The 22397-nt window shown below is 52.0% G+C and carries 14 protein-coding genes; 12 read left to right on the top strand and 2 right to left on the bottom strand.

What is annotated here, in order from left to right:
* Nucleotides 1–136: 136 nt before the first annotated feature.
* The 6 genes from DXA74_RS10260 to DXA74_RS10235 all read left to right on the top strand — a co-directional run bounded on the left by DXA74_RS10260 (nucleotide 137) and on the right by DXA74_RS10235 (nucleotide 9237).
* Nucleotides 137–802, top strand: coding sequence for a (Fe-S)-binding protein (locus tag DXA74_RS10260; protein ID WP_118527283.1), 666 nt, complete (start codon nucleotides 137–139; stop codon nucleotides 800–802).
* Nucleotides 803–860: 58 nt separating this feature from the next.
* Nucleotides 861–1082, top strand: a complete 222-nt coding sequence (locus DXA74_RS10255; RefSeq protein ID WP_147401085.1) for a hypothetical protein — start codon at nucleotides 861–863, stop codon at nucleotides 1080–1082.
* Nucleotides 1083–1116: 34 nt separating this feature from the next.
* Entirely contained in the window at nucleotides 1117–1770 is a 654-nt protein-coding gene (locus DXA74_RS10250; RefSeq protein WP_118527279.1) for a hemolysin III family protein, read from the top strand.
* A gap of 145 nt (nucleotides 1771–1915) precedes the next feature.
* Nucleotides 1916–3481 carry an arylsulfatase gene (locus tag DXA74_RS10245; RefSeq protein ID WP_118527277.1) on the top strand — a complete coding sequence of 522 codons (1566 nt, stop codon included), beginning with the start codon at nucleotides 1916–1918 and terminating at the stop codon, nucleotides 3479–3481.
* A 24-nt stretch (nucleotides 3482–3505) separates the two neighbouring features.
* Nucleotides 3506–6499: a glycoside hydrolase domain-containing protein gene (locus tag DXA74_RS10240; protein ID WP_118527275.1), complete on the top strand. Its 2994-nt coding sequence runs from the start codon at nucleotides 3506–3508 to the stop codon at nucleotides 6497–6499.
* A 38-nt stretch (nucleotides 6500–6537) separates the two neighbouring features.
* Nucleotides 6538–9237, top strand: coding sequence for a glycoside hydrolase family 2 protein (locus tag DXA74_RS10235; RefSeq protein ID WP_370448499.1), 2700 nt, complete (start codon nucleotides 6538–6540; stop codon nucleotides 9235–9237).
* Between the two features lie 208 nt (nucleotides 9238–9445).
* Here the strand turns inward: DXA74_RS10235 and DXA74_RS10230 are convergent, their stop codons facing one another.
* On the bottom strand, nucleotides 9446–11380 hold the full coding sequence (locus DXA74_RS10230) for a heavy metal translocating P-type ATPase (protein ID WP_118527273.1): 1935 nt from the start codon (nucleotides 11378–11380) through the stop codon (nucleotides 9446–9448).
* Nucleotides 11381–11492: 112 nt separating this feature from the next.
* Between DXA74_RS10230 and DXA74_RS10225 the strand changes: the two genes are divergently transcribed.
* From DXA74_RS10225 to DXA74_RS10205, 5 genes are all read left to right on the top strand, one after another.
* Nucleotides 11493–12065 (top strand): AraC family transcriptional regulator, encoded by a 573-nt coding sequence (locus tag DXA74_RS10225; RefSeq protein WP_118527329.1) that lies wholly within the window; start codon nucleotides 11493–11495, stop codon nucleotides 12063–12065.
* Between the two features lie 76 nt (nucleotides 12066–12141).
* Entirely contained in the window at nucleotides 12142–14598 is a 2457-nt protein-coding gene (locus DXA74_RS10220) for a heavy metal translocating P-type ATPase (protein ID WP_118527271.1), read from the top strand.
* Nucleotides 14599–14988: 390 nt separating this feature from the next.
* Nucleotides 14989–17247, top strand: a complete 2259-nt coding sequence (locus tag DXA74_RS10215; RefSeq protein ID WP_118527269.1) for a TonB-dependent siderophore receptor — start codon at nucleotides 14989–14991, stop codon at nucleotides 17245–17247.
* A 74-nt stretch (nucleotides 17248–17321) separates the two neighbouring features.
* On the top strand, nucleotides 17322–18266 hold the full coding sequence (locus DXA74_RS10210) for a glycosyltransferase family 2 protein (protein WP_118527267.1): 945 nt from the start codon (nucleotides 17322–17324) through the stop codon (nucleotides 18264–18266).
* The gene (locus DXA74_RS10205) at nucleotides 18263–19237 is read left to right on the top strand and encodes a glycosyltransferase family 2 protein (RefSeq protein WP_118527265.1); all 975 of its coding nucleotides are present in this window, start codon (nucleotides 18263–18265) and stop codon (nucleotides 19235–19237) included. The genes DXA74_RS10210 and DXA74_RS10205 overlap by 4 nt, the downstream gene beginning before the upstream one ends.
* Before the next feature lie 137 nt (nucleotides 19238–19374).
* On the opposite strand, the gene DXA74_RS10200 is transcribed toward DXA74_RS10205, so the two are convergent.
* Nucleotides 19375–19887 carry a flavodoxin gene (locus DXA74_RS10200; protein ID WP_118527263.1) on the bottom strand — a complete coding sequence of 171 codons (513 nt, stop codon included), beginning with the start codon at nucleotides 19885–19887 and terminating at the stop codon, nucleotides 19375–19377.
* A 206-nt stretch (nucleotides 19888–20093) separates the two neighbouring features.
* On the opposite strand from DXA74_RS10200, the gene DXA74_RS10195 reads away from it, so the two are divergent.
* Nucleotides 20094–22343 carry a S9 family peptidase gene (locus DXA74_RS10195; RefSeq protein ID WP_118527261.1) on the top strand — a complete coding sequence of 750 codons (2250 nt, stop codon included), beginning with the start codon at nucleotides 20094–20096 and terminating at the stop codon, nucleotides 22341–22343.
* Nucleotides 22344–22397: the final 54 nt, after the last annotated feature.

The following is a 22397-nucleotide window of genomic DNA, read 5'->3' as shown; positions in this document are numbered from 1 at the left end:
CTTGTTTTTGGTTCGCGGGCAAAAGTAATAAAAAACTGATGCAAAATAAAACGAGATATTGTTATTTTGTGTATCTTTATCCTTTCACTTTGAGATTATTTCCTATCTTTAAATCAAACTTATTAATTCGTTCTTGATGAAGAAAATGGTATACGCACCCGGTTGTGCGCTGCTTTGTTACAAGCCGTATCTGGCGGAAAAGTTGGGAAAGGTGATTGCGGAGCTGTATGGAGATGTGGATTTGCAGCAGATATGCTGTTTTGACCGTCCTCCGCTGGACAAAGGAACCCACATCATCACGCCTTGCAGTACCTGCGTCAGGCAGTATGAACAGAACTATCCCCAGTGCACCACGGAATTCTTTCTGAAAACGCTGCTCCAAAGCGAAAGCTTTCCTTTTCCGGATTACGGGGGCATCCGGATGACGATTCAGGACACCTGTGCGGCCCGCACACAACCTGAGCATCTGGAAACGGTGCGCCGCTTGCTGGGGCGCATGAATATCGAGTTGTTGGAGCCTGAGAAGACCGGTGCGAGAGCCAAATGTTGCGGGCAGGTCTTTTACGGCAAATTGCCGAACGAAAAGGTGGCCACCCTGATGAGAAGCCGGGCCGATGAAATGCCGGTGGAGGACGTGGTTGTCTATTGCGCTTCCTGTATCATGAGCATGACGGTGGGCGGGAAAAAGCCCCGCTATCTTCTGGACCTGCTTTTTGGCGAACCAACTGTGATGGCCGATGCCGATATAGAACCCTGGAATGGAAAACTGCTGGCTTTCCGCCGGATGCAAAAGACAGAATAGGGACGGGGACTGCGAAAGAACGATGATTCAGAATGTTTCACGGAAAAATGATCTTGTTATGAGAACAAAAATTCTTATTGCTATGGGAGCGGTGATTTTAGTCACCTTCCTGCTCTTTGGAGTGTTTGCCTTGCCGGTAGGAATTCCGGTGAGTGGTGTGATTGGAATTTTAGGTGCCTTGAAGTCTCACGACCGCACGTTACTGCTCGGTTCCGTAGGCTTGCTGGCCATCGGTATTGTCTGCATCATCTACACTCTGGTGCTGATATATTCCATGTAATCAAGCAACGACACATATCTAAAATCTGACGGTTATGGCCATTCGATATACAAAAGGAGAAGAGCGCACCAACACCTGGTCGCATGCCGGAGGGGCTGTGCTGGGCATTCTGATAGGGGTGCTGATGCTTCAGGTCTGTTGGCAGGCGGGCAGCCGCTGGGCGGTGTTCGGTGTCAGTCTGTATCTGTTCGGCATGCTTTCGTCCTATCTGTGTTCTGCCATCTATCACGGACTGCCGGCCCGGAGCGTGTGGAAAGAACGGTTGCGGCGCTTTGATCATGCCGCCATTTACTGGCACATTGCCGGCAGCTATTCGCCTCTGGTGCTCACTGTGTTGCGTGAGGAAGCCGGTTGGGGATGGGGACTGTTTGCCTTTGTGTGGACCTGCGCGGCGGTGGGTACGGTGCTCACTTTCCGTAATCTCAAGGAACACAGCAATCTGGAAACCCTCTGTTATATCGGTATGGGGCTGAGCATTGTGGCCGCTTTCCGTCCGCTGATGGAAAGCGTGCGTCCCGAAGTGCTCTGGTGGATTGCGGGCGAAGGACTTTGTTTCATCACCGGAGCGTTGTTTTACAGCATGAACCGGCGGCGCTACATGCACTCCGTGTTCCATTTCTTTGTGCTCGGTGGGTCGTTCTGTCACATCTGGGCTGTCTGGATTGCTTTGGAAGATTATTTGTCCTGATTCCAAAGAATCGGTAGATCCCGCACATTGCGGGATTTTTTTATGCCCCGCTTTCTTTTATCTTCGTCCGTTTTTTGCTAATTTTGTTGATACGATAAGAATAGAATACAACCTTTTTACTTTACCCTTATTTACATTATATTTTATGAACAAACTGCTTTTGACCACCATGTTGCTGTCTGCGTCCGGACAGCTGATGGCACGAAATGCACAAGCTCCCAATATCGTACTGATTTTGTGTGATGATATGGGCTTTTCTGATTTGGGCTGCTATGGCAGCGAAATACAAACCCCGAATATAGACCGTCTGGCCGATGCCGGAATCCGCTTCAGCCAGTTCAAAAATACCGGCCGCAGTTGTCCCAGCCGTGCGGCCTTGCTCACCGGAAGATACCAGCATCAGGTAGGTATGGGATGGATGGCCGAGGTGGACGAGCATCGTCCGGGTTACCGCGGTCAGATTGATGCCGAATATCCCACGATTGCCGAGATCATGCGTGCCGGTGGCTATGCTACTTACATGAGTGGCAAATGGCATGTGACAACGACCGGTGCTTATGACCGTCCTAACGGAAGCTATCCGGTGCAGCGGGGCTTTGACCGCTATTACGGTTGCCTGCATGGCGGCGGCAGTTATTATAAGCCCAAACCTTTGTATAACGATCTGACTCCGATTACTGAGGTGCCGGATGACTATTACTACACCCGGGCCATTACCGATTCGGCCGTGTGCTTTGTGCAGCGCCATGATGCGAAGAAACCCATGTTTCTGTATGTGGCCCACTATGCGCCCCACTTGCCGTTACAGGCTCCGGCCGAGGCGGTAGCAAAATGTCGTGAGCGCTATCGTGTGGGCTACGATGTGTTGCGCCGTCAGCGTTTCGAGAAACAGAAGCAGTTGGGTCTGGTGCCCGATACGATGACTCTGCCCTTGTTCGACCGTGAGTTCGGAGGAAAGCGTCCGGCATGGACCGATCTGAACGAACAGCAGCAGAAGCAGTGGATTGAAGGTATGGCTACTTATGCCGCCATGATTGAGATTATGGATGAGGGCATCGGCAAACTGGTGCAGGCCATTCGCGACAAAGGAATGATGGAGAACACCGTGTTCCTGTTTTTAAGTGATAACGGAGCCACCGAGGAAGGTGGATTTATCGGTCAGCTGATGTCCGACCTGTCGAACACCCCTTATCGCAGTTATAAGAAATGGTGCTTTCAGGGCGGTACGAGCACACCGTTTATCCTGACCTATGGCGACCCGAAAAAGAATATACACCAGGGAGAGGTCTGTGACCAGCCGGCGCATATCATAGATGTGATGCCTACCTGCATGGCTTTGGGCGGTGTGCGCTACCCCAAAAAGATGGCTCACTCTGATTTGCCGGGTGAGAACCTGTTGCCGGTGATTCAGGATGGAAAAACTCACGAGCGTACGCTTTTCTTTGAGCATCAGGGATCGTGTGCCATGATTCACGGTACCTGGAAGCTGGTGTGTGCCAACCGCAATGTGGCGTGGGAACTATATGATCTGAGCCGTGATCCGTTTGAGACTCAGGATCTGGCAAAGCAGGACCCTGAACGGGTGGAGGCGCTCGAAGCCGAATGGGTGGAGTGGGCCAACACCCATAAGGTGTTCCCGCTCGAAGACAAGAGCTGGACGGAACGAATTAACTTCTATAAAGCCAAGAATCCCGACCAACGCGGGGAATAAACACTTTTAATTCTAAGAAAGACTATGAAGACATCATTCTTATTTTGCACAGCCATATTGGCATTCTGCTCGGCTTGTGCCCCCAAAGTTATTGCGCCGGACGGTGACAGTCAATACCGTTCTTTTGCTCCCGACGGCATTCCGTTTGTTGTGGCCGACTCCATGTGGCAGGCCGATCAGCACGGCAATCATCGGGCAGTGGTGCAGGTGGACGGCGCGCAGGGACGGAATGCGGTGCAGGTGCGTTTGCCTTGGCGGCGTCCGGATTTGAGACCCGAAACCAAAAAAGTGGTCGTGGTGGATGCGCGTTCTGGTAAGGAAATCCGGAATGTGCGGGTTTCCGACTTTTCGGCCGAATCGGCAACGGTGGCCTTTGAACCTGTGGCCGGCGACGGTTTGTATTATGTTTATTATCTGCCCTATAAATACCGGAAAGGATGGGACGATGCCCGTTACGGGAATCCGTGGAATGATTATCTGCCTCCGGTCTATGAGGCGGATGAGAATTGGAAGAACAGTCTGTCCGGAGAGATTCGCAGCGCTAAAGTGGTGCGCTTTGAGAGCCGTTCGCGCTTTGATGCCTTTACGCCGATGGGACTGGCTGCCACCCGGCGGGAGACGGACAGTCTGAAAAATGTCTATGCGGGCAATCCCGTGCTCTTTCCCGAAGACCGTGCTTTCCCCATCCGGCTGACCAACAGTCTTCCGGCCCGCTGGGTAAAGACCGGGGCGAAAAAAGGTTTTTCGGGAGTGGCGCAGCGCAATGAGTATTATACCTGGCAGATTGGAGTCTGGGCCGCCCGGCAGGACATCAGCGAGGTGCATCTTGCTTTCTCCGATCTGTCCAACGGAAAGGAAATAATCCCCAAGGAGAACATCACCTGCTTTAATCAGGAAGGAATCAACTGGGACGGCAAACCGATAAAATTCACGGTGAATGTCCCTCAGGGAAAGGTGCAGGCCTTGTGGTGTGGGGTTCAGATACCCGAAACGGCGGCACCGGGCGTATATAAAGGAAATGTGACTTTTACCTGTGTGGGCGGCGACACTCGGAACATTCCGCTGGAGATACGCGTCACGAAAGAGGTGCTGGCCGATAAGGGAGATAATGACCTGTGGCGGCATGCCCGTCTGCGGTGGCTGAATTCCACCATCGGGATGGACGACAATCCGGTAAAGCCTTATACGGCCATGCAGCTCGACGGGCGCACCATAACGGCTACGGACAAGACCTTGCAGGTGGATGGAAACGGTCTGCCGGCTTCTATCCGTGTGAATGACCGGGAAGTGTTGGCGGCTCCGTTCCGTTTCGTCGTGACGACCGACCGCGGTCCGGTGGCTTTTGAGGCCCAGAATGTTTCCTTGCAAAAGAAGGCCGACGGGCTGGTGACCTGGACGGCTTCGTGCCGGAGAGAGGGCATATCCTTCGAAAGCGAGGCTTCGATCGAGTACGACGGTTATGTTCATTACAACCTGAAAGTCTCTTCGTCCTCTCCGTTGCCGGTGAAGGACGTCCGTCTTGAAACAGACTATACACCTTATGCTTCGGAATATTTCATGGGAACAGGCTTCAGCGGTGGCTTCCGTCCGGCTTCCTACCGGTGGGACTGGAAAGGTCCGTGGGACAGCTACTGGATGGGCAATGCCAAGGCCGGTCTGCACGTGGAATACCGGGGAGGCAGTTATCACGGTCCGTTACTCAACGACTATAAGCCGGCTCCTCCCGAGGCCTGGGCCAATGGAGGACGGGGAACGGTCAGCGTGTCGGGAAACAAAGGCGAGAAGGCTCTGGTGGTGGCCAGTACGGGAGCCGATACACTCCGTGCGGAACCGAGTCAGTATGAATTCGATCTGCTGATAACCCCGGTGAAACCTGTAGACAGCCGGAAACATTTCTCTGAGCGCTATTACCATGCGCCGCACACCGGTTTTGACAAGGCGGCAGAAGAAGGGGCCAACATCATTAATATCCATCATGCCCAGAAACTGAATCCGGTCATCAATTATCCGTTTATCGTGCAGGACTCCCTGAAGGCCTTCATCAGACATGAGCATGAGTTCGGCCGCAAAGTAAAGCTTTATTATACCATCCGCGAACTGACAAACTATGCCACGGAAATCTATGCCCTGAAGAGCTTGAACCATGAGATTTTTGCTCCGGGAGTGGGTTATGGATTACCTTGGCACTGCGAACATCTGATTGATGACTATCGTCCGGCCTGGTACACGGAGCTACCTCAGGAAACGGCTGATGCCGCTCTGGTGCTGACCGGTTTCTCCCGCTGGATCAATTACTATCTGGAGGGACTGCGCTGGATGTTCCAGAATTATGACCTCGACGGCATCTATATGGATGATGTGTCCTTCGACCGTCCGGTGATGAAGAGAATGCGCAAGATTATGGAGCAGTATCACCCCGGAGCCTTGATCGACCTGCATTCCAATACGGGATACTCTGTCGGTCCGGCCAACCAGTACACCGGTTTCTTCCCTTATGTGGACCGCCTGTGGTTTGGGGAAAGTTTCCGCTATAACCAGATGAGGCCCGATGAGTGGTTCGTCACCTTCTCCGGAATACCTTTCGGGCAGATGAGCGAGATGCTTCAGGACGGAGGAAACCGTTTCCTGGGAATGGTTTACGGAGCTACTGCCCGTCATTCTTACGGCGCCTATTCTCCGGCTCCCGTCTGGGCCCTTTGGGATTCCTTCGGTATCGGTGAGGCCCGCATGTTGGGTTATTGGGATGAGGACTGCCCGGTACGGACTTCGGATCCGGAGGTAAAGGCCACGGCTTATGTGAAGGCGGATCAGGTACTGGTGTCTGTGGGTAACTTCAGCAATCAGGATAAGACGGTCACTCTGTCGTTTGACTGGAATGCGTTGGGCATGCGTCCCGATCAGGTCACTCTGGAGAAGCCGGAGGTGGCCGACTTCCAGACTGCCGGATCGTTGCAGTTGCAGGCACCGATTCCGGTGAAGAGCAAGGAAGGCTGTCTGCTTCTCTTGAAAAGGAAATAGTATTTTGTGATTGATAATTACCAAAACATCTGATAATCATGGAAAAGAAATGTATGATACAACCCGTTTCGGTTCGGAAACTGGTGTTGTTTGTGTTGTGGGTGTTTTGCGCGCTTTCGTTGCGAGCGGCCCATCAGCCGGAATTCTCTGCGGCTGGTTTTTTTGAGTTGCCCAATACCGGGCGTCAGGCTTACAGTATGAATCCTGCGTGGCGTTTCCACAAAGGTGCAGTTACCGGTGCCGAGCGTGTGGATTTTGATGACAGCGAATGGGCATTGGTGTCTCTGCCCGATGGTACGGAACTGCTGCCTTCGGAGGCAAGCGGCTGTGTGAACTATCAGGGTGAGGTGTGGTACCGCAAGCATTTCATGCCCGAGGATGCCTGGAAAGGCAAGAAGATGTTCCTGCATTTCGAGGCCATTATGGGCAAGTCGAAAGTGTGGGTCAACGGCAAACTGGTGAAGGAGCATTTCGGCGGTTTCCTGCCCGTCATCGCCGACGTGAGTGAGTATCTGGAATTCGGACGCGACAATGTCATCACCGTATGGGCCGATAATAGTGACGATCCGACTTATCCTCCCGGAAAGCCGCAGGACATGCTGGATTTTGCCTACTTTGGCGGAATCTATCGCGACTGCTGGATGGTGGTACATAACACGGTGTTTATTACCGACCCTAATTATGAGGATGTGAAGGCCGGAGGCGGTTTGTTCGTGTCTTTCGATGATGTGTCTGAAAAGGAAGCCGGGATTCGTCTGGATGCTCACATCCGCAACAATGCCGGAAAGGCTTTCACCGGAAAGGTGGTGTATGAGCTTTACGACTGCGACCGGAAGCTGGTGCGCCGTGCCGAGCAGAAAATCTCGATGGCCGACGGACAGACCGGAGTGGCTACTGCCCAAATGACGGTGCGCCAGCCGCATTTGTGGGCACCGGATTCACCATATCTGTATCAGTTGCACGTTCTGGTCAAGGACCGCAAAGGGCATGTGGTGGATGGTTGCCGCCGTCGTGTGGGCATCCGCAGTGTGGAGTTCAAGGGGAAGGATGGCTTCTGGCTCAACGGAAAGCCTTATCCCGAACCGCTGATCGGAGCCAATCGTCATCAGGATTTTGCCGTAATCGGTAATGCGCTTTCCAACAGTTTGCACTGGCGCGATGCCAAAAAACTGCGCGATGCCGGTCTGCGTGTGATCCGTAATGCGCATTATCCACAGGACCCTGCCTTTATGGATGCCTGTGACGAATTAGGACTGTTTGTCATCGTGAACACACCGGGATGGCAGTTCTGGAACGAGGAACCGATTTTTGCCCAGCGGGTGTATAGCGATATCCGCAATATGGTGCGCCGCGACCGCAATCATCCTTCCGTATGGCTTTGGGAACCGATTCTGAACGAAACCTGGTATCCGGAGGATTTTGCCAAGAATGTGGTGGATATTGTTCAAGAGGAATATCCTTATCCATATTGCTATACCGGTTGTGATGTCACCGCCAAGGGGCATGAACTCTTCCCGGTGCAGTTCACGCATCCGCTGAACGGTGCCGGGGGAGCCTTCAATACCAATGAACTGAGTCCGGATGTGGCTTATTTTACCCGCGAATGGGGTGACAATGTGGACGACTGGAGTTCGCATAATTCTCCGAGTCGTGTCAGCCGTTCGTGGGGTGAGGTGCCGATGCTGGTACAGGCTCAGGGATACGCCAAGACCGATTATCAGTATACCAACTATGATGCGCTGTATCGTAATCCGCGGCAGCATGTGGGCGGTTGTCTGTGGCATTCATTTGACCATCAGCGCGGATACCATCCCGATCCGTTCTATGGCGGCATTATGGACGCTTACCGTCAGCCGAAACTGTCGTACTACATGTTCTGTGCGCAGCGTCCGCCTTATGAAAATCCGGAGCTGATTGCCGAAAGCGGACCGATGGTATATATTGCCAATGCCATGACTCCTTTCTCTCCTAAGGACGTAACGGTTTACAGCAATTGTGATGAAGTGCGTCTGACCTGCTGTCAGGGCAGTACTCCTTATATCTATAAGAAAGACAAACAGGCTGGTGGCATGCCGTCGCCGATTATTGTATTCCCGAATGTGTGGGATGTGATGCACGATAAGAAACTGGCCCGGGGAGGAAAGCATGCGGAGTCTTATCTGTTGGCCGAAGGATTGATCGATGGAAAAGTGGTGGCTACCCATAAGGTATATCCGGCACGTCGTCCTTCCAAAATCAAACTGTGGGTAGACAACGAAGGGGTGGAAACCCGGGCAGACGGCTCGGATCTGGTTACCGTAGTAGCTGCCATTACAGATGATCAGGGCAATATCAAGCGCTTGAATAACAGTACGATCCGTTTTGAGATTGAGGGACCGGGTGAACTGGTGGCTGATGAAGAAGACTTCACGAACCCGCGTGCCGTACAGTGGGGCACCGCTCCAATATTGGTACGTGCGTTGCCGGAGAGTGGAGAGATTCGGATCAAGGCATCGCTAACTCTGCAAGGAAAGCATACTCCGGTATCGGGAGAGTTGGTCTTGAAGACCACAGAACCGATGCGTCCGCTTATTGCCGACAAGGAAGAGTTGGAAACCTTATATCAGCAGAACCAAACGAAAAAAGAAAACCGACTGCAAGCCGGGGATGCTGCTTCAGAGGAGATGCGCCGTTTGCAGCAGGAACAGAACCGCAAACGCTTGAAAGAGGTGGAACAGCAACAGAGTGACTTTGAATAAATCATACAAGAAAAGAGCAGTTGTATGCTAAAATAACTTTTTTCAAAATACGCAATTTACATTTGAAAAAAGAGCATTCTAAAAAGACTAAAGAAAGGATTGTATCAGGACTCGAAAATGAGTTTGATACAATCCTTTCTTTAATCTTTATAGGTATCAATCGTATTTCTTCGAAAGATACTTGAGGGGATAGTTCTGTTTACCCTCATTAATCAAAGTGCATGCGCAGCAGGCGGATGGAATTCAGTACGGCCAGCAGGGCTACACCGACATCGGCAAAGACGGCTTCCCACATGTTGGCCACGCCGAATGCACCTAGCAGAAGCACGGCCAGCTTGACCCCTAATGCAAGAATGATGTTCTGCCATACAATGCGGCGTGTGGCCTGACTGATGCACAGGGCGGTGACAATGCGTTCGGGGTGGTCGGTCTGCAGAATCACGTCAGCCGTTTCAATAGCGGCTTCCGAACCGTTTTTGCCCATAGCAATGCCGATGGAACTGAGGGCCAGCGAAGGGGTATCGTTGATACCGTCACCCACATAAGCCATTTCATCCTGCGTTTCTGCTTTTATCCGTTCGATATGTTTTACCTTATCTTCAGGCAGTAGATCACCGTAGATACGGTCTATTCCGATTTCTTTTCCCACCTTCTCGGCCAATTGTTGCTTGTCTCCACTCAGCATGACGGTCTGTCCGATACCGGCCCGTTTGAGTTGTTGTATGGTGCGTGCGGCATCCTCCTTGATGCGGTCGGCAATGAGGAAATAGCCGGCATAGGTGCCGTCAATCAGAAGATAGATTACGGTTTCGATGCGCTGGGCCACTTCTTCCGGTATCGGCAGGTGGTGTGCCGTCAGCAGATGGGCATTTCCCATTTCTACGGTATGACCGCTTACGGTTCCGGTCAGTCCTTTTCCGGCCACTTCACGCACTTGTTCGGCGGGTAGAAGCGTAAGGTGTTGCTTTTTTCCATATTCCGTAATGGCATGGGCCACGGGGTGCGAGGACAGTTGCTCCAGCGAGCAGGCCATGCTCAAGGCGTTGTCCGGTGCACCGGCTTCCAGATGGGCTTCCAGAACAGTGAAATCACCGTAAGTCAGGGTGCCGGTCTTGTCGAAGACAATAGCCTTCAGATGCGGAAACCGGTCCATGAAGCTGGCTCCCTTGAACAGGATGCCCTGACGGGAAGCGGCGCCGATTCCGCTGAAATAAGCCAAGGGAATGGAGATGACGAGCGCACAAGGGCAGGAGATGACTAAGAAAATCAGAGCACGGTAAATCCAGTCGGTGGTTTGGGCCTCGGCCAAAAACAGCGGAGGTAGTACGGCAATGAGCAGAGCCAGTACGAAGACCGTGGGGGTATAGACACGAGCCAGACGACGGATCATCAGTTCGGTGGCTGACTTTCGTGAGCGGGCCTCACGTACCAGTTCCAGAATTCGGGCACGGGCGCTGTCTTCGTAACGGTGGGTTACCTGCATCTCGATGACATGTTCCTCGTTGATCATTCCGGCCAGAAGCGCATCGCCACGGTGCTTGCTTTGGGGAACACTCTCTCCCGTAAGGGCTGCCGTGTTGAAGCGTCCCTTTTCAGACTGCAGGATGCCGTCGAGCGGAATCTGATTGCCTGCGTGCAGACGGATGGTTTCGTTTACCTGAATCTGCTCCGGCAGGTCGTGTGTCCACGCACCGTTTCGGAACACTTCCACTTGCTGCTCCTTCATATCGAGCAAAGAGTCGATGTGACTTTGGGCCTGACGCACGGCGCGTTCCTGAAATTCTTCTCCGATGGTGTAGAACAACATCACGGCTACGGCTTCGGCAAATTCGCCGATACAGAAAGCGCCTACGGTTGCCAGTGCCATCAGTACGAATTCATTGAACCAGTCTCCGTGGCGCATTCCGTTCCACGCATGCTTCCACACCGGCCAGCCTACGGGCAGATAGGCGAGTGCATACAGAATGCGTGCCGGTAATATTTGTGCGAACAGATGTTCGGCGATGAGGCCGCCGCCAAACAGTAGGGCGGTGATCAGAACCGGGAGCCAGGCTTGCATGCCGTGACCTTCATGGTGGTCGTGATGACTGTGGCAGGAGCATCCGCCGCTGCAACAGCATTCTTCATGATCATGTGGTTTCATATTCTTTGTTGTTTTATGGATTTCTGAAGGCAAAGATAGAATCTTTCTGATGCAATTTGGTTGCAAATGCGTATCTTTGTCTGACCAAAAAGGTTTGAAGGAGTATTTGTTTATGGAAAAAGAGTTTGTTCTTTATATTAAGAATATGGTGTGCAACCGCTGCATCTGGGTGGTGCAGGAACTGCTTCGTGAGTTGCAGGTGCCTTATCTGCGGGTGGAGTTGGGGCAGGTGGTGCTGTCTGCTCCCTTGTCCGAGTCCGTGCGGAAGGAGCTGGCAAAGCGTCTGGAGCAGCATGGCTTTCTGTTGTTGGCCGACCGTAAAGAGCAACTAGTGGCGCTGATCCGCTCTGCCGTTATCCGAATGGTGCGAAACGAGGATATACAGGAAGACCAGAATCTTTCTGCCGTCCTTACGGAAACCTGTCACATGGATTATAGTGCCTTGAGCAAACTCTTCTCCGAACAAACTTCAGTCACGGTGGAGCAGTATTATATTCTTCAGAAGGTGGAGCGGGTCAAGGAACTGTTGTCATACGGAGAACTCACGTTGGCCGAAATTGCTGATCGGGTACACTATTCCAGTCAGGCGCATCTCTGTGCTCAGTTCAAGAAGATTACCGGGATGACCCCCACTCAATACCGCAAGCAGAAAAACCATCCCCGCAGTCCGCTGGACGAGGTATGATATAAAAAATATCCCGAATTATGTAATAATCTTCCTTCGTGGCACTTGTATTTTTGCAGAGAAAAAAGGATAGGATATGCAAGATACAACAAAAGAAACCCGAATTTTCCCGGTTGTGGGAATGAGTTGTGCGGCCTGTGCCGTGCGGGTAGAGAAGGAATTGTCCAAGGTGCCGGGTGTCAGTCAGGCCGGTGTGAACTTTGCGGCTTCGAATGTGCGGGTGGTTTTCGACAACAGCAGTTGTTCGCCCGAGCAGTTGCGTCAGGCCCTACAATCAGCCGGATATGATCTGATTCTGGAAACGGAGCAGTCGGAGAATGACGCTGTGGAGCAGATGCATCTGAAATGGATGCACCGTCTGAAACGGCATGCTACCAGCGCTTTGGTGCTTTCAGTGCCGGTTGTGGTGCTGAGTATGTTTTTCATGGACTGGGCTTATAGCGCAGCGATTTCCTGTATTCTGTCAACGGTGGTGCTGTTTTTCTTCGGACGTGTGTTCTACGTCAATGCTTGGAAACAGTTGCGCCACGGTGCGGTGAATATGGATACCCTGGTGGCCAACAGCACCGGAGTGGCCTATCTGTTCAGTCTGTTCAACTTGTTTTTCCCTGAATTTTGGTTGAGCCGTGGTCTGGAACCGCATGTTTATTTTGAGGCATGCAGTGTGATTGTGGCTTTTATCTTGTTGGGCCGTTTTATGGAAGAGCGTGCCAAAGGCAATACTTCGGCTGCAATCCGCAAGCTGATGGGATTGCAACCCCGCATCGTGTCGGTGTGCCGTGCGGACGGCAGTGTGGAACAGTTGCCGTTGGCACAGGTGGAGCCGGGCATGCAATTGTTGGTCAAACCCGGTGAAAAGATCGCCGTGGACGGAGCTTTGGTTTCGGGAGACTCATTTGTCAACGAAAGCATGCTGACGGGCGAATCACTTCCGGTACGCAAGCGTCCGGGAGCAAAGGTCTTTGCCGGTACGGTCAACCTGAAAGGTTCTTTTGTTTTCAAGGCGGCCAAGGTGGGAGCGGACACGCTTCTGGCACAGATTATCCGTCAGGTGCAGGAAGCGCAGGGCAGCAAGGCTCCCGTTCAGCGGCTGGTGGACCGCATCGCATCGGTTTTTGTGCCTGTAGTCATGGGCATATCATTCATCACTCTCCTGGCATGGGGATTACTGAAACCCGAAGACGGTTGGGTTTTCGGTATTCTGTCTATGGTAACCGTGCTGATTATTGCCTGTCCCTGTGCATTGGGATTGGCTACCCCTACGGCGATTATGGTGGGAATCGGTAAGGGTGCCGAATTGGGAATTCTGGTGAAAGATGCGCAGAGTTTGGAAACAGCCCGTAAAATTGATACCGTAGTACTCGACAAGACCGGTACCATTACCGAGGGGTGTCCGGTACTGACCGACTGTATCTGGAAGGAAGGCGCTTCATCTGCTCGTCGTGTATTTTATAGTTTGGAGCGTTGTTCCGAACATCCGTTGGCTGAGGCTGTGGTCCAGTCTTTCCGCAATGTGTCCACGCTTTCAGTAACAGACTTTGTCAGCCACACCGGTTGCGGTATCAGCGGACGGGTAGACGGAAAAACCTATTTTGCAGGAAGCGTGAAATGGTTGCGCGAGCAGGGTATCGCTCTGGATGAAGAACAGGAAAGCGCCTGCCGTCGTTTGGCGGATGAAGCCAAGACCGTGATCGCTTTTGCCGATGAGACAGCTGTACTTGCCGTGTGTGGCATCCGTGATGCGGTGAAAGCAACCTCTGTTGAGGCCATAAAGATGTTGCAGGAACGCGGCATCCGTCTGGTGATGCTGACGGGCGACCATGAAGCCACGGCACGTTCCATTGCCCGTGAAGTGGGTATCACCGAAATGAAAGCCTCTCTTTTACCGCAACAGAAAAATGAATATGTCCGTCAGCTTCAGGCTGAGGGAGCCTGTGTAGCTATGGTGGGTGATGGAATCAACGACAGTGCGGCTCTGGCCAGTGCCGATTTAGGTATTGCCATGGGGCAGGGAAGCGATATTGCGATGGATGTGGCCAAGATGACGATTATCTCCTCCGATTTGCGCAAGATTGTCGATGCGATAGAGTTGTCGCAGGCCACGGTTCGCACCATCCGTCAGAATCTCTTCTGGGCCTTTATCTATAATATAATAGGTATTCCGGTGGCCGCTGGTGTTCTCTATCCGCTGTGGGGATTCTTGTTGAACCCGATGCTTGCCGGAGCGGCTATGGCGATGAGTAGCGTCAGTGTGGTGACCAACAGTTTGCGTCTGCATGTCTCTTCATTAAGTTCTACGGGCCCGACAACGGGCAGTCAGCTGGTGCGCAAACGCTATCAGGTGGAAGGCATGATGTGCGACCACTGCCGTCAGCATGTGGAGCAGGCCTTGAATGCTTTGGACGGTGTACTGGCAACAGTTACTTTGGAACCGCCTGTGGCTACCATTGATTTTGTCCAGGCACCGCTTTCTGTGGAGCAATTGCAGGAAGCGTTGTCCAAAGCCGGAAAATATTCGATTAAGGAAATATAACATTTGTGGAGGAAATGCCGCATGTTTGCTATGTAAATATAGCAAACATGCGGCATTTCCTGATGTCAAAAACAGTAATATTCTAATAAAACTGTAATAATTACAAAAATGATGAAGATTGTTTGTTTTAATCATTTTATTGGAATATCTTTGCAGTAACTAAACTAAATTATGTATAACTATTAATTATGAAAAAAAATTATGTAGCTCCTTCTTTGAAGGTGGTAAACCTGAATATGCAGGTATTGTTGTGTGGCTCAGAAATTAGTAACATGGAAAAATTTCCTAGTGATCCAGGTCATTCTGACTATAACACCTCGTCTTCTAATATTTGGGTTTCCAATACCTCTTCAATTTGGGATTAACGAAGAAAAAAGAAAGATTGTTTTCATGACTCGATTTTTATTAGGATTTGGATTGTTTTCGATGGCACTGTGTGCACAGGCACATGTTGCAGACAGTGTAGAGGTATATCGTTCTTCTGATTTGGACGAGGTCTTGATTTCTGTTAATCGGGATACGCAAAAGAAATTGAATACGACGCAACAAACGTTTACCTTCTCAAAAAGCAAGATAGATTTCGCAAACAAACAGAATATGGCCGATCTGTTGATGGAGAGCGGTCAGGTGGCAGTTCAGAAAAGCCAGCAGGGAGGAGGCAGTCCTATTCTTCGTGGCTTTGAGGCATCACGTATTCTTTTGGTGGTAGACGGAATCCGCATGAACAATCTGATTTATCGAAATGGTCATTTGCAGAACTCCATTACCGTTGATCAGTTCGTTCAAAATCGCGTGGAGGTGCTTAATGGCCCGGCTTCGTTGAATTACGGAACCGACGGACTGGGCGGTGCCATTGTGTTCAATACCCAGAATCCGGTTCTGGCCGTTCCGGGACAGCACCACTTTACGACCGGAAATGCAGCCGTGCGCTATGGTAGTGCCAACAGCGAAGGCTCTACACACGTGGATTTCAACTACGGAACCGAGAAGTTTGCTTCGCTCACTTCATTCACCTACAGCCATTTTGGCGATTTGAAGGCCGGAAAGAACCGCAATCCTTTCCTGCCTGATGACGATGCCTATATCCGTTGCAACTATTACGTGAAGCCGTGGGGCGGAAAAGCTGATGAGGCTATAGCGAATGATTCTCCGGAGAAACAATACCGCTCCGGCTATGACCAGTATGACATTTTACAGAAGTTCCTGTATCAGCCGAACCGCGAGGAGCAGCATATCCTGAACTTCCAATTATCAAATACAACAGACTTTAACCGATATGACCGTCTGAGCGAAATGAGCACAGCCAAAGATGGAACCGTCACCCCGAAGTTTGCGGAGTGGTATTACGGTCCGCAGTTCCGTTTGCTCTCGGCCTATCATTTTCATGGATGGAACAAGTTGGGTGCCGATAAGGTCAACCTGACTCTGGCCTATCAGAATGTGAAGGAAAGCCGTCACGACCGCAAATTCCAGAAAGAGGATCTCTATCACAACTGGGAGCAGGTGCACATGGCCACCTTGAATACCGACTGGATTAAGTATTGGGATCAGCACACGCTGCATCTGGGTGTTGACGGAACATTCAGTTTCCTGAAATCGACCGCCGAAACCGAGAATGTGGTGACCGGTGAGCGTTCGGAAAACGGAACCCGTTATCCTGACGGTAAGAACCGGATGCACACGGTTGAGGCTTTTGCCACTCACGAATGGCAGATCACGCCCAAGGTACGCATGAACGACGGTGTGCGTTTGGGTTATGCCACCACCTACTCCAGTGTGCTGGATGAGGATGTGTTCCCGTTTTTTGCCGGTAAGGATCAGCGCAAGCAGAACATGACCTACAGTCTGGCTTGGGGACTGAATTATCTGCCGGCCAAGACCTGGAAACTGGCCTGGTCGGCCAGCACGGCCTATCGCGTGCCCAATATCGACACCGCCTCAAAAGTCTTTGAATCCAAAACCAGCACAGTGACGATTCCCAATGAGAATCTGAAACCGGAAAAGACGGTAACCGTGGATATGAACATCACCAAGCATATCGGCGACCGTCTGGTGTGGGAGAATGTCGTGTACGGAACCTATTATTTTGATGCCATCACTACAGCCCGCGGTCTTTTCAAGGGAGAGAGCCAGATGGAGTATCAGGGTACCCTGTGCGATGTCTACACACAGGTCAATGCCAAGGCAGCCGTATTGTGGGGCTTCAGCAGCAGTCTGACTGCCAAGCCTTCGCGCAATCTGGAGTTCAATGCCACCTATAATTATACCTACGGACGCGTGGTTAAGGGAGAGAAGCACCAGCCGCTGGATCACATCCCGCCGATGTTCGGAAGAGTGGGAGTGGCTTACCTTACCTCGAACGGTAAGGGACGTTTTGAGGCCTATTCCCTGTATAACAGCCGCAAGCGCGCATCCGATTATAATTCCGACGGTGAAGACAACATCAAGTATGCCACTGTGAAGGGAGCCGACGGCGACGGTATGCCGGCCTGGTTCACTCTGAATCTGAAGGGCAGTTACAATGTGACTCAAAACGTGACGCTTCAGGCCGGTGTGGAGAACCTGCTCGACACGGAATACCGTATGTTTGCTTCGGGCATCAGTGCGCCGGGCCGGAATATTTTCGTGGCCGCCCGCGTAGGATTCTGAAAAAATGAACAGAAATACTGAAAAATGCGCTATATTTGTATCAGGATTCCAAAAGGAAATAAAAACAGATATAGATGTTAGAACTCAGTATTGTAATACCCGTATATAATGTAGCACCCTATTTGCCTGCCTGCCTGGAGAGTATCTTCGGGCAGACAGGCTTTTCTTTTGAGGTCATCCTCGTGGATGATGCTTCTACCGACAACAGCGGTTCGATCTGTGGCGAATATGCCCGTCGTGACTCCCGGGTGCGCTATATCCGCCATGCCCGCAACGGCGGTCTGAGCAGTGCCCGCAACACGGGACTGGTAGCCGCACGGGGCAAATACATCACCTTTGTCGATTCGGATGATTTCCTGGCTCCCGACACGCTGACCCGCAATATGGAGACGCTCCGGGCGCATTCCGATGCGGATGTGCTGGAGTATCCCGTGCAGGTGCATCATGGGGCCGAAGAAACATTCTGTTATAAGCCTTCGGAACATCTTCGGGTGGAGACCTACCGGCAGTGGATTGAGCGGGGCGGATACGCCCACAGTTATGCCTGGAACAAGATTTACCGGCGCAGCCTGTGGCAGGGACTGACCTTTCCCGAGGGACTTTATTTTGAAGACCTTTATGTGGTTCCGCTGGTCATGCAGCGTGCCACCGGTATTTTGGCCGTTACTACCGGACTTTATTACTATTGCAGCCGCAACGGTTCCATTACCACACAGGTCTCGTTGAAAAAGCGTTTGGATCTTTTTCACGCCGCTTTGGAACTCTATCAGCGCCTGCTGTCAGAGTCCGGATGGCAGTCGGAGACGCTCGGCCGCCTTTACCTTTATACGATGGACCGCCAGATAGAAGTCCTGCAGGCCGGCGGCAGTACCGAACTGCCTTCGCGCCGTTCGGTCATCCGTCTGTTGGGAGCGCCCGGTCTTTCTGTGGCTTCGCGTTTCAAGGCCCTGCTGAGCGGTCTGTTGGGGCGGAAAGCCAGTCCGGTTTATTCTTCAATCAGTAAAATGTTGCGCTTATGAGTGCTTCGGTCAGTTTTATCCTTCCTTATTATCGGATAGAAGGAATGCTGCTGAAACGCTGTCTGGACAGTCTGCTGTCCCTTCCTTCGGATATAGACTATGAGGTGATTCTGGTGGATGACGGTACACCGGAGACTTCTGTGCCTGCCTGGCTTTCGGAGTGGCAGGTACCCTCTTGTGTGCGCTATTTCTATCAGGAAAACAAAGGATTGGGCGGGGCCCGCAACACCGGTCTGTCGCTGGCCACGAAAGAATACGTCCAGTTTGTCGATCCGGATGATTATCTGTTTGCGGAGCGTTATGCAGCCGTGTGGTTGCTGTTGCAGGAAAAGCAGCCCGATTTGCTGACGTTTGATTTCCGTAAGGTGTACGACTGTACCCGTTTACCGGATGCCGAGGGAGATACTTCCGTATGGTTTGAAGGGAGCGGCACAGCCTTTATGCTCCAGCACAACCTGCGCGCCGGTGCGTGGGGCTATCTTTTCCGTCGTTCCTTGTGTCGCGACCTGACTTTTCCGGAGCATACCTATCACGAAGACGAGGCCTTCACGCCCCAACTGTACTTGCGGGCACGTGTTGTGGTCATTACCGATATTCCGCTGTATGCCTATTATCAGCGCCAGGACTCCATCATGAACAGTCCGAAGCGCGAGAAACTGCACAAGCGCTTTACGGATCTGCTGGGCATCCAGTTGGGCTTGTCTGCTCAGGCCAATCAGCTTCCGGCAGAGCAACAGCAGGCATTACGCCGTCGCATCGACCAGAACTATATGTCCATGCTCTACAAGCTTTTTACCGACAGTCCCGACCGGGCGTTTCTGCAACTCTATGTCCGTCGCATGAAAAAGCAGGGAGGCTATCCGCTTCCTCTACACGGTTATACGCTGAAATACATCGTTTTTGCCTGTGTTACGGCGTTGCCCGGTGTGCCTGCCTTGCTATGGCGTCTGCTGGCGGGCCGACGGCATTAAAAAAAGATGGTAATGATTGGATAAGATCATCCGGACGATTGGAAATTTTCATCGAAATCATTTTAAAAATAAAAAACGGGAATCATATCACGAAACTCGATATGGCTCCCGTTTTTTGTGAAAGAAACTCTATGGGCTTATTGCAGGGCCGGAGCGATCTGTTCGACCCAGGCTGCGATCCGGCTGTCGGTCAGTTCCGGTTGGTTCACCTCATCCAGCGCCAGTCCCAGGAAGTTGCCTTCCGCATCCAGCGCCACCGAATCCGTATGCAGATAGCCGTCGGTACTGATTCCGCTGCCGGCCAGTGTGCATCCCTTGTCCTTGATTTCCTGATACAGCAAGCCGATGGCATCGCAGAACGTGTCGCCATACGACTCGGAATCTCCGCAGCCGAAGAGCGCCACAATCTTACCGTTGAGGTCGGCGCTCTGGAGCACCTTCACCCCGTCGTACCAGTCGTCCTGAAGTTCGCCGCATCCCCAGGTGGCAGAGCCCAGAATCAAGGCTTCGTTTTCGGAAATCATGTCCGGAGTAAGTTCCGAAACATTGATCACCGCACTGTCGTCCAGTCCCAGAGCTGTCGCAATCTTTCCGGCCAGCTCCTCGCAAGTTCCGGTTGAGGAACCATAAACTACAATTGTCTTTTTCATAAATCCAAATATTAATAATCCAAATCGTTGCCAGCAAAGTAAGGAGATTTTCTTGCGATATGAAATACCCATGTTTTATGATTTTTCCGCTCTGTCTGCTGCCTGTTTTTGGGTATGTTCGCTGATTTTGGGTAAGAATCCGGTGTTTTGTCTCTATTTTATGTTATTTTTGGGGGAATTTTTCAAAAACCTAAAGTCAGACACTTATGAAAAAATACTTTTTAAGGATTGCTCTCCCCCTGATGCTGCTGTCGTCAGGACAGGCTTTCGCTCAAGGCACACTGGAAGACTATAACCGTGCCTACTCACTCCGTCAGAAGTTTAGTGGTTATCAGGTATATCATAGCGATGTGAATCCCCATTGGGTAACGGGCACCTCCTCTTTCTGGTATCTGCAGCGCACTCCTCAGGGAAACGAGTATCTCTTGGTGGATGCCGACCGTCAGATCCGCCGTCCGCTCTTTGTACGCGACTCTCTGGCGGTGCAGTTGCAGCAGTCTCTGGGGCGCCGTGTCGATGCCCGGAACTTGCCTCTGGACAAGGGGAATCTGGAAGCCTCGCTCGATGTGTTCCGCTTTGTGTGCGACGGATACAACTGGCGCTATGAGATTGCGGCCAACCGACTTACGCGCGAAGGTAAGGTGCCTCCACGCGGAAAGGGGCGGCACTGGATGGAGACCGACGATGAAAAAGGGTGGGGACCTGTTACTTCGCCCGACGGAAAGTATGAGGCCTATATCAAGAACGACAATATTTTTGTTCGTGACAAGGCCAACGGACGCGAGCGTCAGTTGAGTCAGGACGGAACCCTGAGCAACTATTATTCCTCTTATATCCAGTGGTCGCCCGATTCGCGCAAGGTACTTTCCTGCCGCATCCGTCCCGTGCAGAAACGCTATGTCTATTATGTGGAATCCTCGCCGCGCGACCAGCTTCAGCCCAAACTGCACCAGCAGGAATATGCCAAGCCCGGTGATGAACTGCCGTTTAAGGTGCCCTGTATCTTCCATGTGGAGACCGGTCAGCGCTGCATTCCCGAAACCTCCTTGTTTGCCCATCAGTACAGTCTGTCTTACCTGCGTTGGGATGCCGACAGCAAGAGTGTAACCTTTGAGTACAATGAGCGCGGTCACAAAACCTATCGTGTGCTGGAACTCTCAGCCGAGGATGGAAAGGTGCGCACGCTGATTGAAGAGAAGGAAGAGAAGTATGTGAATTATCCGTTGATTTACCGCAACTATCTGCAAGACGGCAAACACATTCTCTGGACCAGCGAGCGCGACAATTACAACCATCTGTACCTCTACGACCGCACGACGGGTCGCCCCGTGCGTCAGATCACCAAAGGCCGCTGGTATGTGCGTGGCGTGCAGCATGTGGATGAGCAGAACCAGTGGATATATTTCTCGGCCAACGGTATGAATCCCAAGGAAGACCCTTATCTGATACACTATTACCGGATCGGATTCGACGGAAAGGGTCTGGTGGAACTGACGCCCGACGAAGGGATGCATCAGGCATGGTTCTCTTCCGACTATCGTTATCTGGTCGATGTATATTCCAAGGTAGACACCCCTCCGGTGGCGGTACTTCGTGATGCCCATACCGGCCGGCAGGTCATGCCGTTGGAGCAGGCCGACATATCCCGTCTGGAGGCCAACGGATGGCGCGCTCCGGAAGTGTTCTCAGCAAAAGGGCGTGACGGCAAGACCGACATCTGGGGTGTGATTTACCGACCTACTAATTTTGACCCGTCACGCAAATATCCGGTGGTGGAATACATCTACTCCGGTCCCGGCGGACAGCATGTGCCCAAGAGCTTCTCATCCTATAACTGGTGGATGACTTCGCTGGCTGAACTGGGATTCATTGTGGTTCAGGTGGACGGCATGAGCACTTCGTTCCGCTCGAAGGACTTTGAAGAAGTGTGTTACAAGAATCTGAAGGATGCCGGACTGCCCGATCACATGGCCTGGTTGCAGGAGGCGGCACGTCGCTATCCCTATATGGATCTGGATCGGGTGGGTATTTTCGGCAGTTCGGCAGGCGGACAGGAAGCCATGTCGGCGGTGCTGTTCCATCCCGAATTCTATAAAGCCGCCTATTCGGCCTGTGGCTGTCACGACAACCGCATGGACAAAATCTGGTGGAACGAGCTTTGGATGGGTTATCCCGTCGATTCGTCATATATAGAAAGCTCCAATGTGGAACAGGCGCACCGGCTGGAGCGCCCGTTGATGTTGGTGGTGGGAGAGATGGACGACAATGTGGACCCCGCATCGACCATGCAGGTGGTCAACGCACTGATTAGAGCCAACAAGGATTTTGAGCTGGTGGTGGTTCCCGGAGCCGGGCATACGATGGGCGACAACTTCGGCGAGCATAAGCGTTATGATTTCTTTGTGCGCCATCTGATGGGCGTGGAACCGCCCAAGTGGAATGCCATCACCTATTGATGTGCGACCGATGAAAATGAAAACTCCTCAAATCCGGTGTGGACGACCAACATC

The sequence above is a fragment of the Bacteroides sp. OF04-15BH genome, from assembly GCF_003477995.1.
GTDB lineage: Bacteria > Bacteroidota > Bacteroidia > Bacteroidales > Bacteroidaceae > Paraprevotella.
The sequence above is the reverse complement of the archived record's forward strand: the minus strand, read 5'-3'. Positions and strand labels throughout refer to the sequence as shown.

Bases quoted from the DNA above. Each gene is read 5' to 3' on its own strand.
- DXA74_RS10225 (WP_118527329.1), top strand. From the start codon at position 11,493: ATGGAAAAAGAGTTTGTTCTTTATATTAAGAATATGGTGTGCAACCGC.
- DXA74_RS10215 (WP_118527269.1), top strand. From the start codon at position 14,989: ATGACTCGATTTTTATTAGGATTTGGATTGTTTTCGATGGCACTGTGT.
- DXA74_RS10240 (WP_118527275.1), top strand. From the start codon at position 3,506: ATGAAGACATCATTCTTATTTTGCACAGCCATATTGGCATTCTGCTCG.
- DXA74_RS10200 (WP_118527263.1), bottom strand. From the start codon at position 19,887: ATGAAAAAGACAATTGTAGTTTATGGTTCCTCAACCGGAACTTGCGAG.
- DXA74_RS10210 (WP_118527267.1), top strand. From the start codon at position 17,322: ATGTTAGAACTCAGTATTGTAATACCCGTATATAATGTAGCACCCTAT.
- DXA74_RS10220 (WP_118527271.1), top strand. From the start codon at position 12,142: ATGCAAGATACAACAAAAGAAACCCGAATTTTCCCGGTTGTGGGAATG.
- DXA74_RS10260 (WP_118527283.1), top strand. From the start codon at position 137: ATGAAGAAAATGGTATACGCACCCGGTTGTGCGCTGCTTTGTTACAAG.
- DXA74_RS10235 (WP_370448499.1), top strand. From the start codon at position 6,538: ATGGAAAAGAAATGTATGATACAACCCGTTTCGGTTCGGAAACTGGTG.
- DXA74_RS10195 (WP_118527261.1), top strand. From the start codon at position 20,094: ATGAAAAAATACTTTTTAAGGATTGCTCTCCCCCTGATGCTGCTGTCG.
- DXA74_RS10255 (WP_147401085.1), top strand. From the start codon at position 861: ATGAGAACAAAAATTCTTATTGCTATGGGAGCGGTGATTTTAGTCACC.
- DXA74_RS10245 (WP_118527277.1), top strand. From the start codon at position 1,916: ATGAACAAACTGCTTTTGACCACCATGTTGCTGTCTGCGTCCGGACAG.
- DXA74_RS10230 (WP_118527273.1), bottom strand. From the start codon at position 11,380: ATGAAACCACATGATCATGAAGAATGCTGTTGCAGCGGCGGATGCTCC.
- DXA74_RS10250 (WP_118527279.1), top strand. From the start codon at position 1,117: ATGGCCATTCGATATACAAAAGGAGAAGAGCGCACCAACACCTGGTCG.
- DXA74_RS10205 (WP_118527265.1), top strand. From the start codon at position 18,263: ATGAGTGCTTCGGTCAGTTTTATCCTTCCTTATTATCGGATAGAAGGA.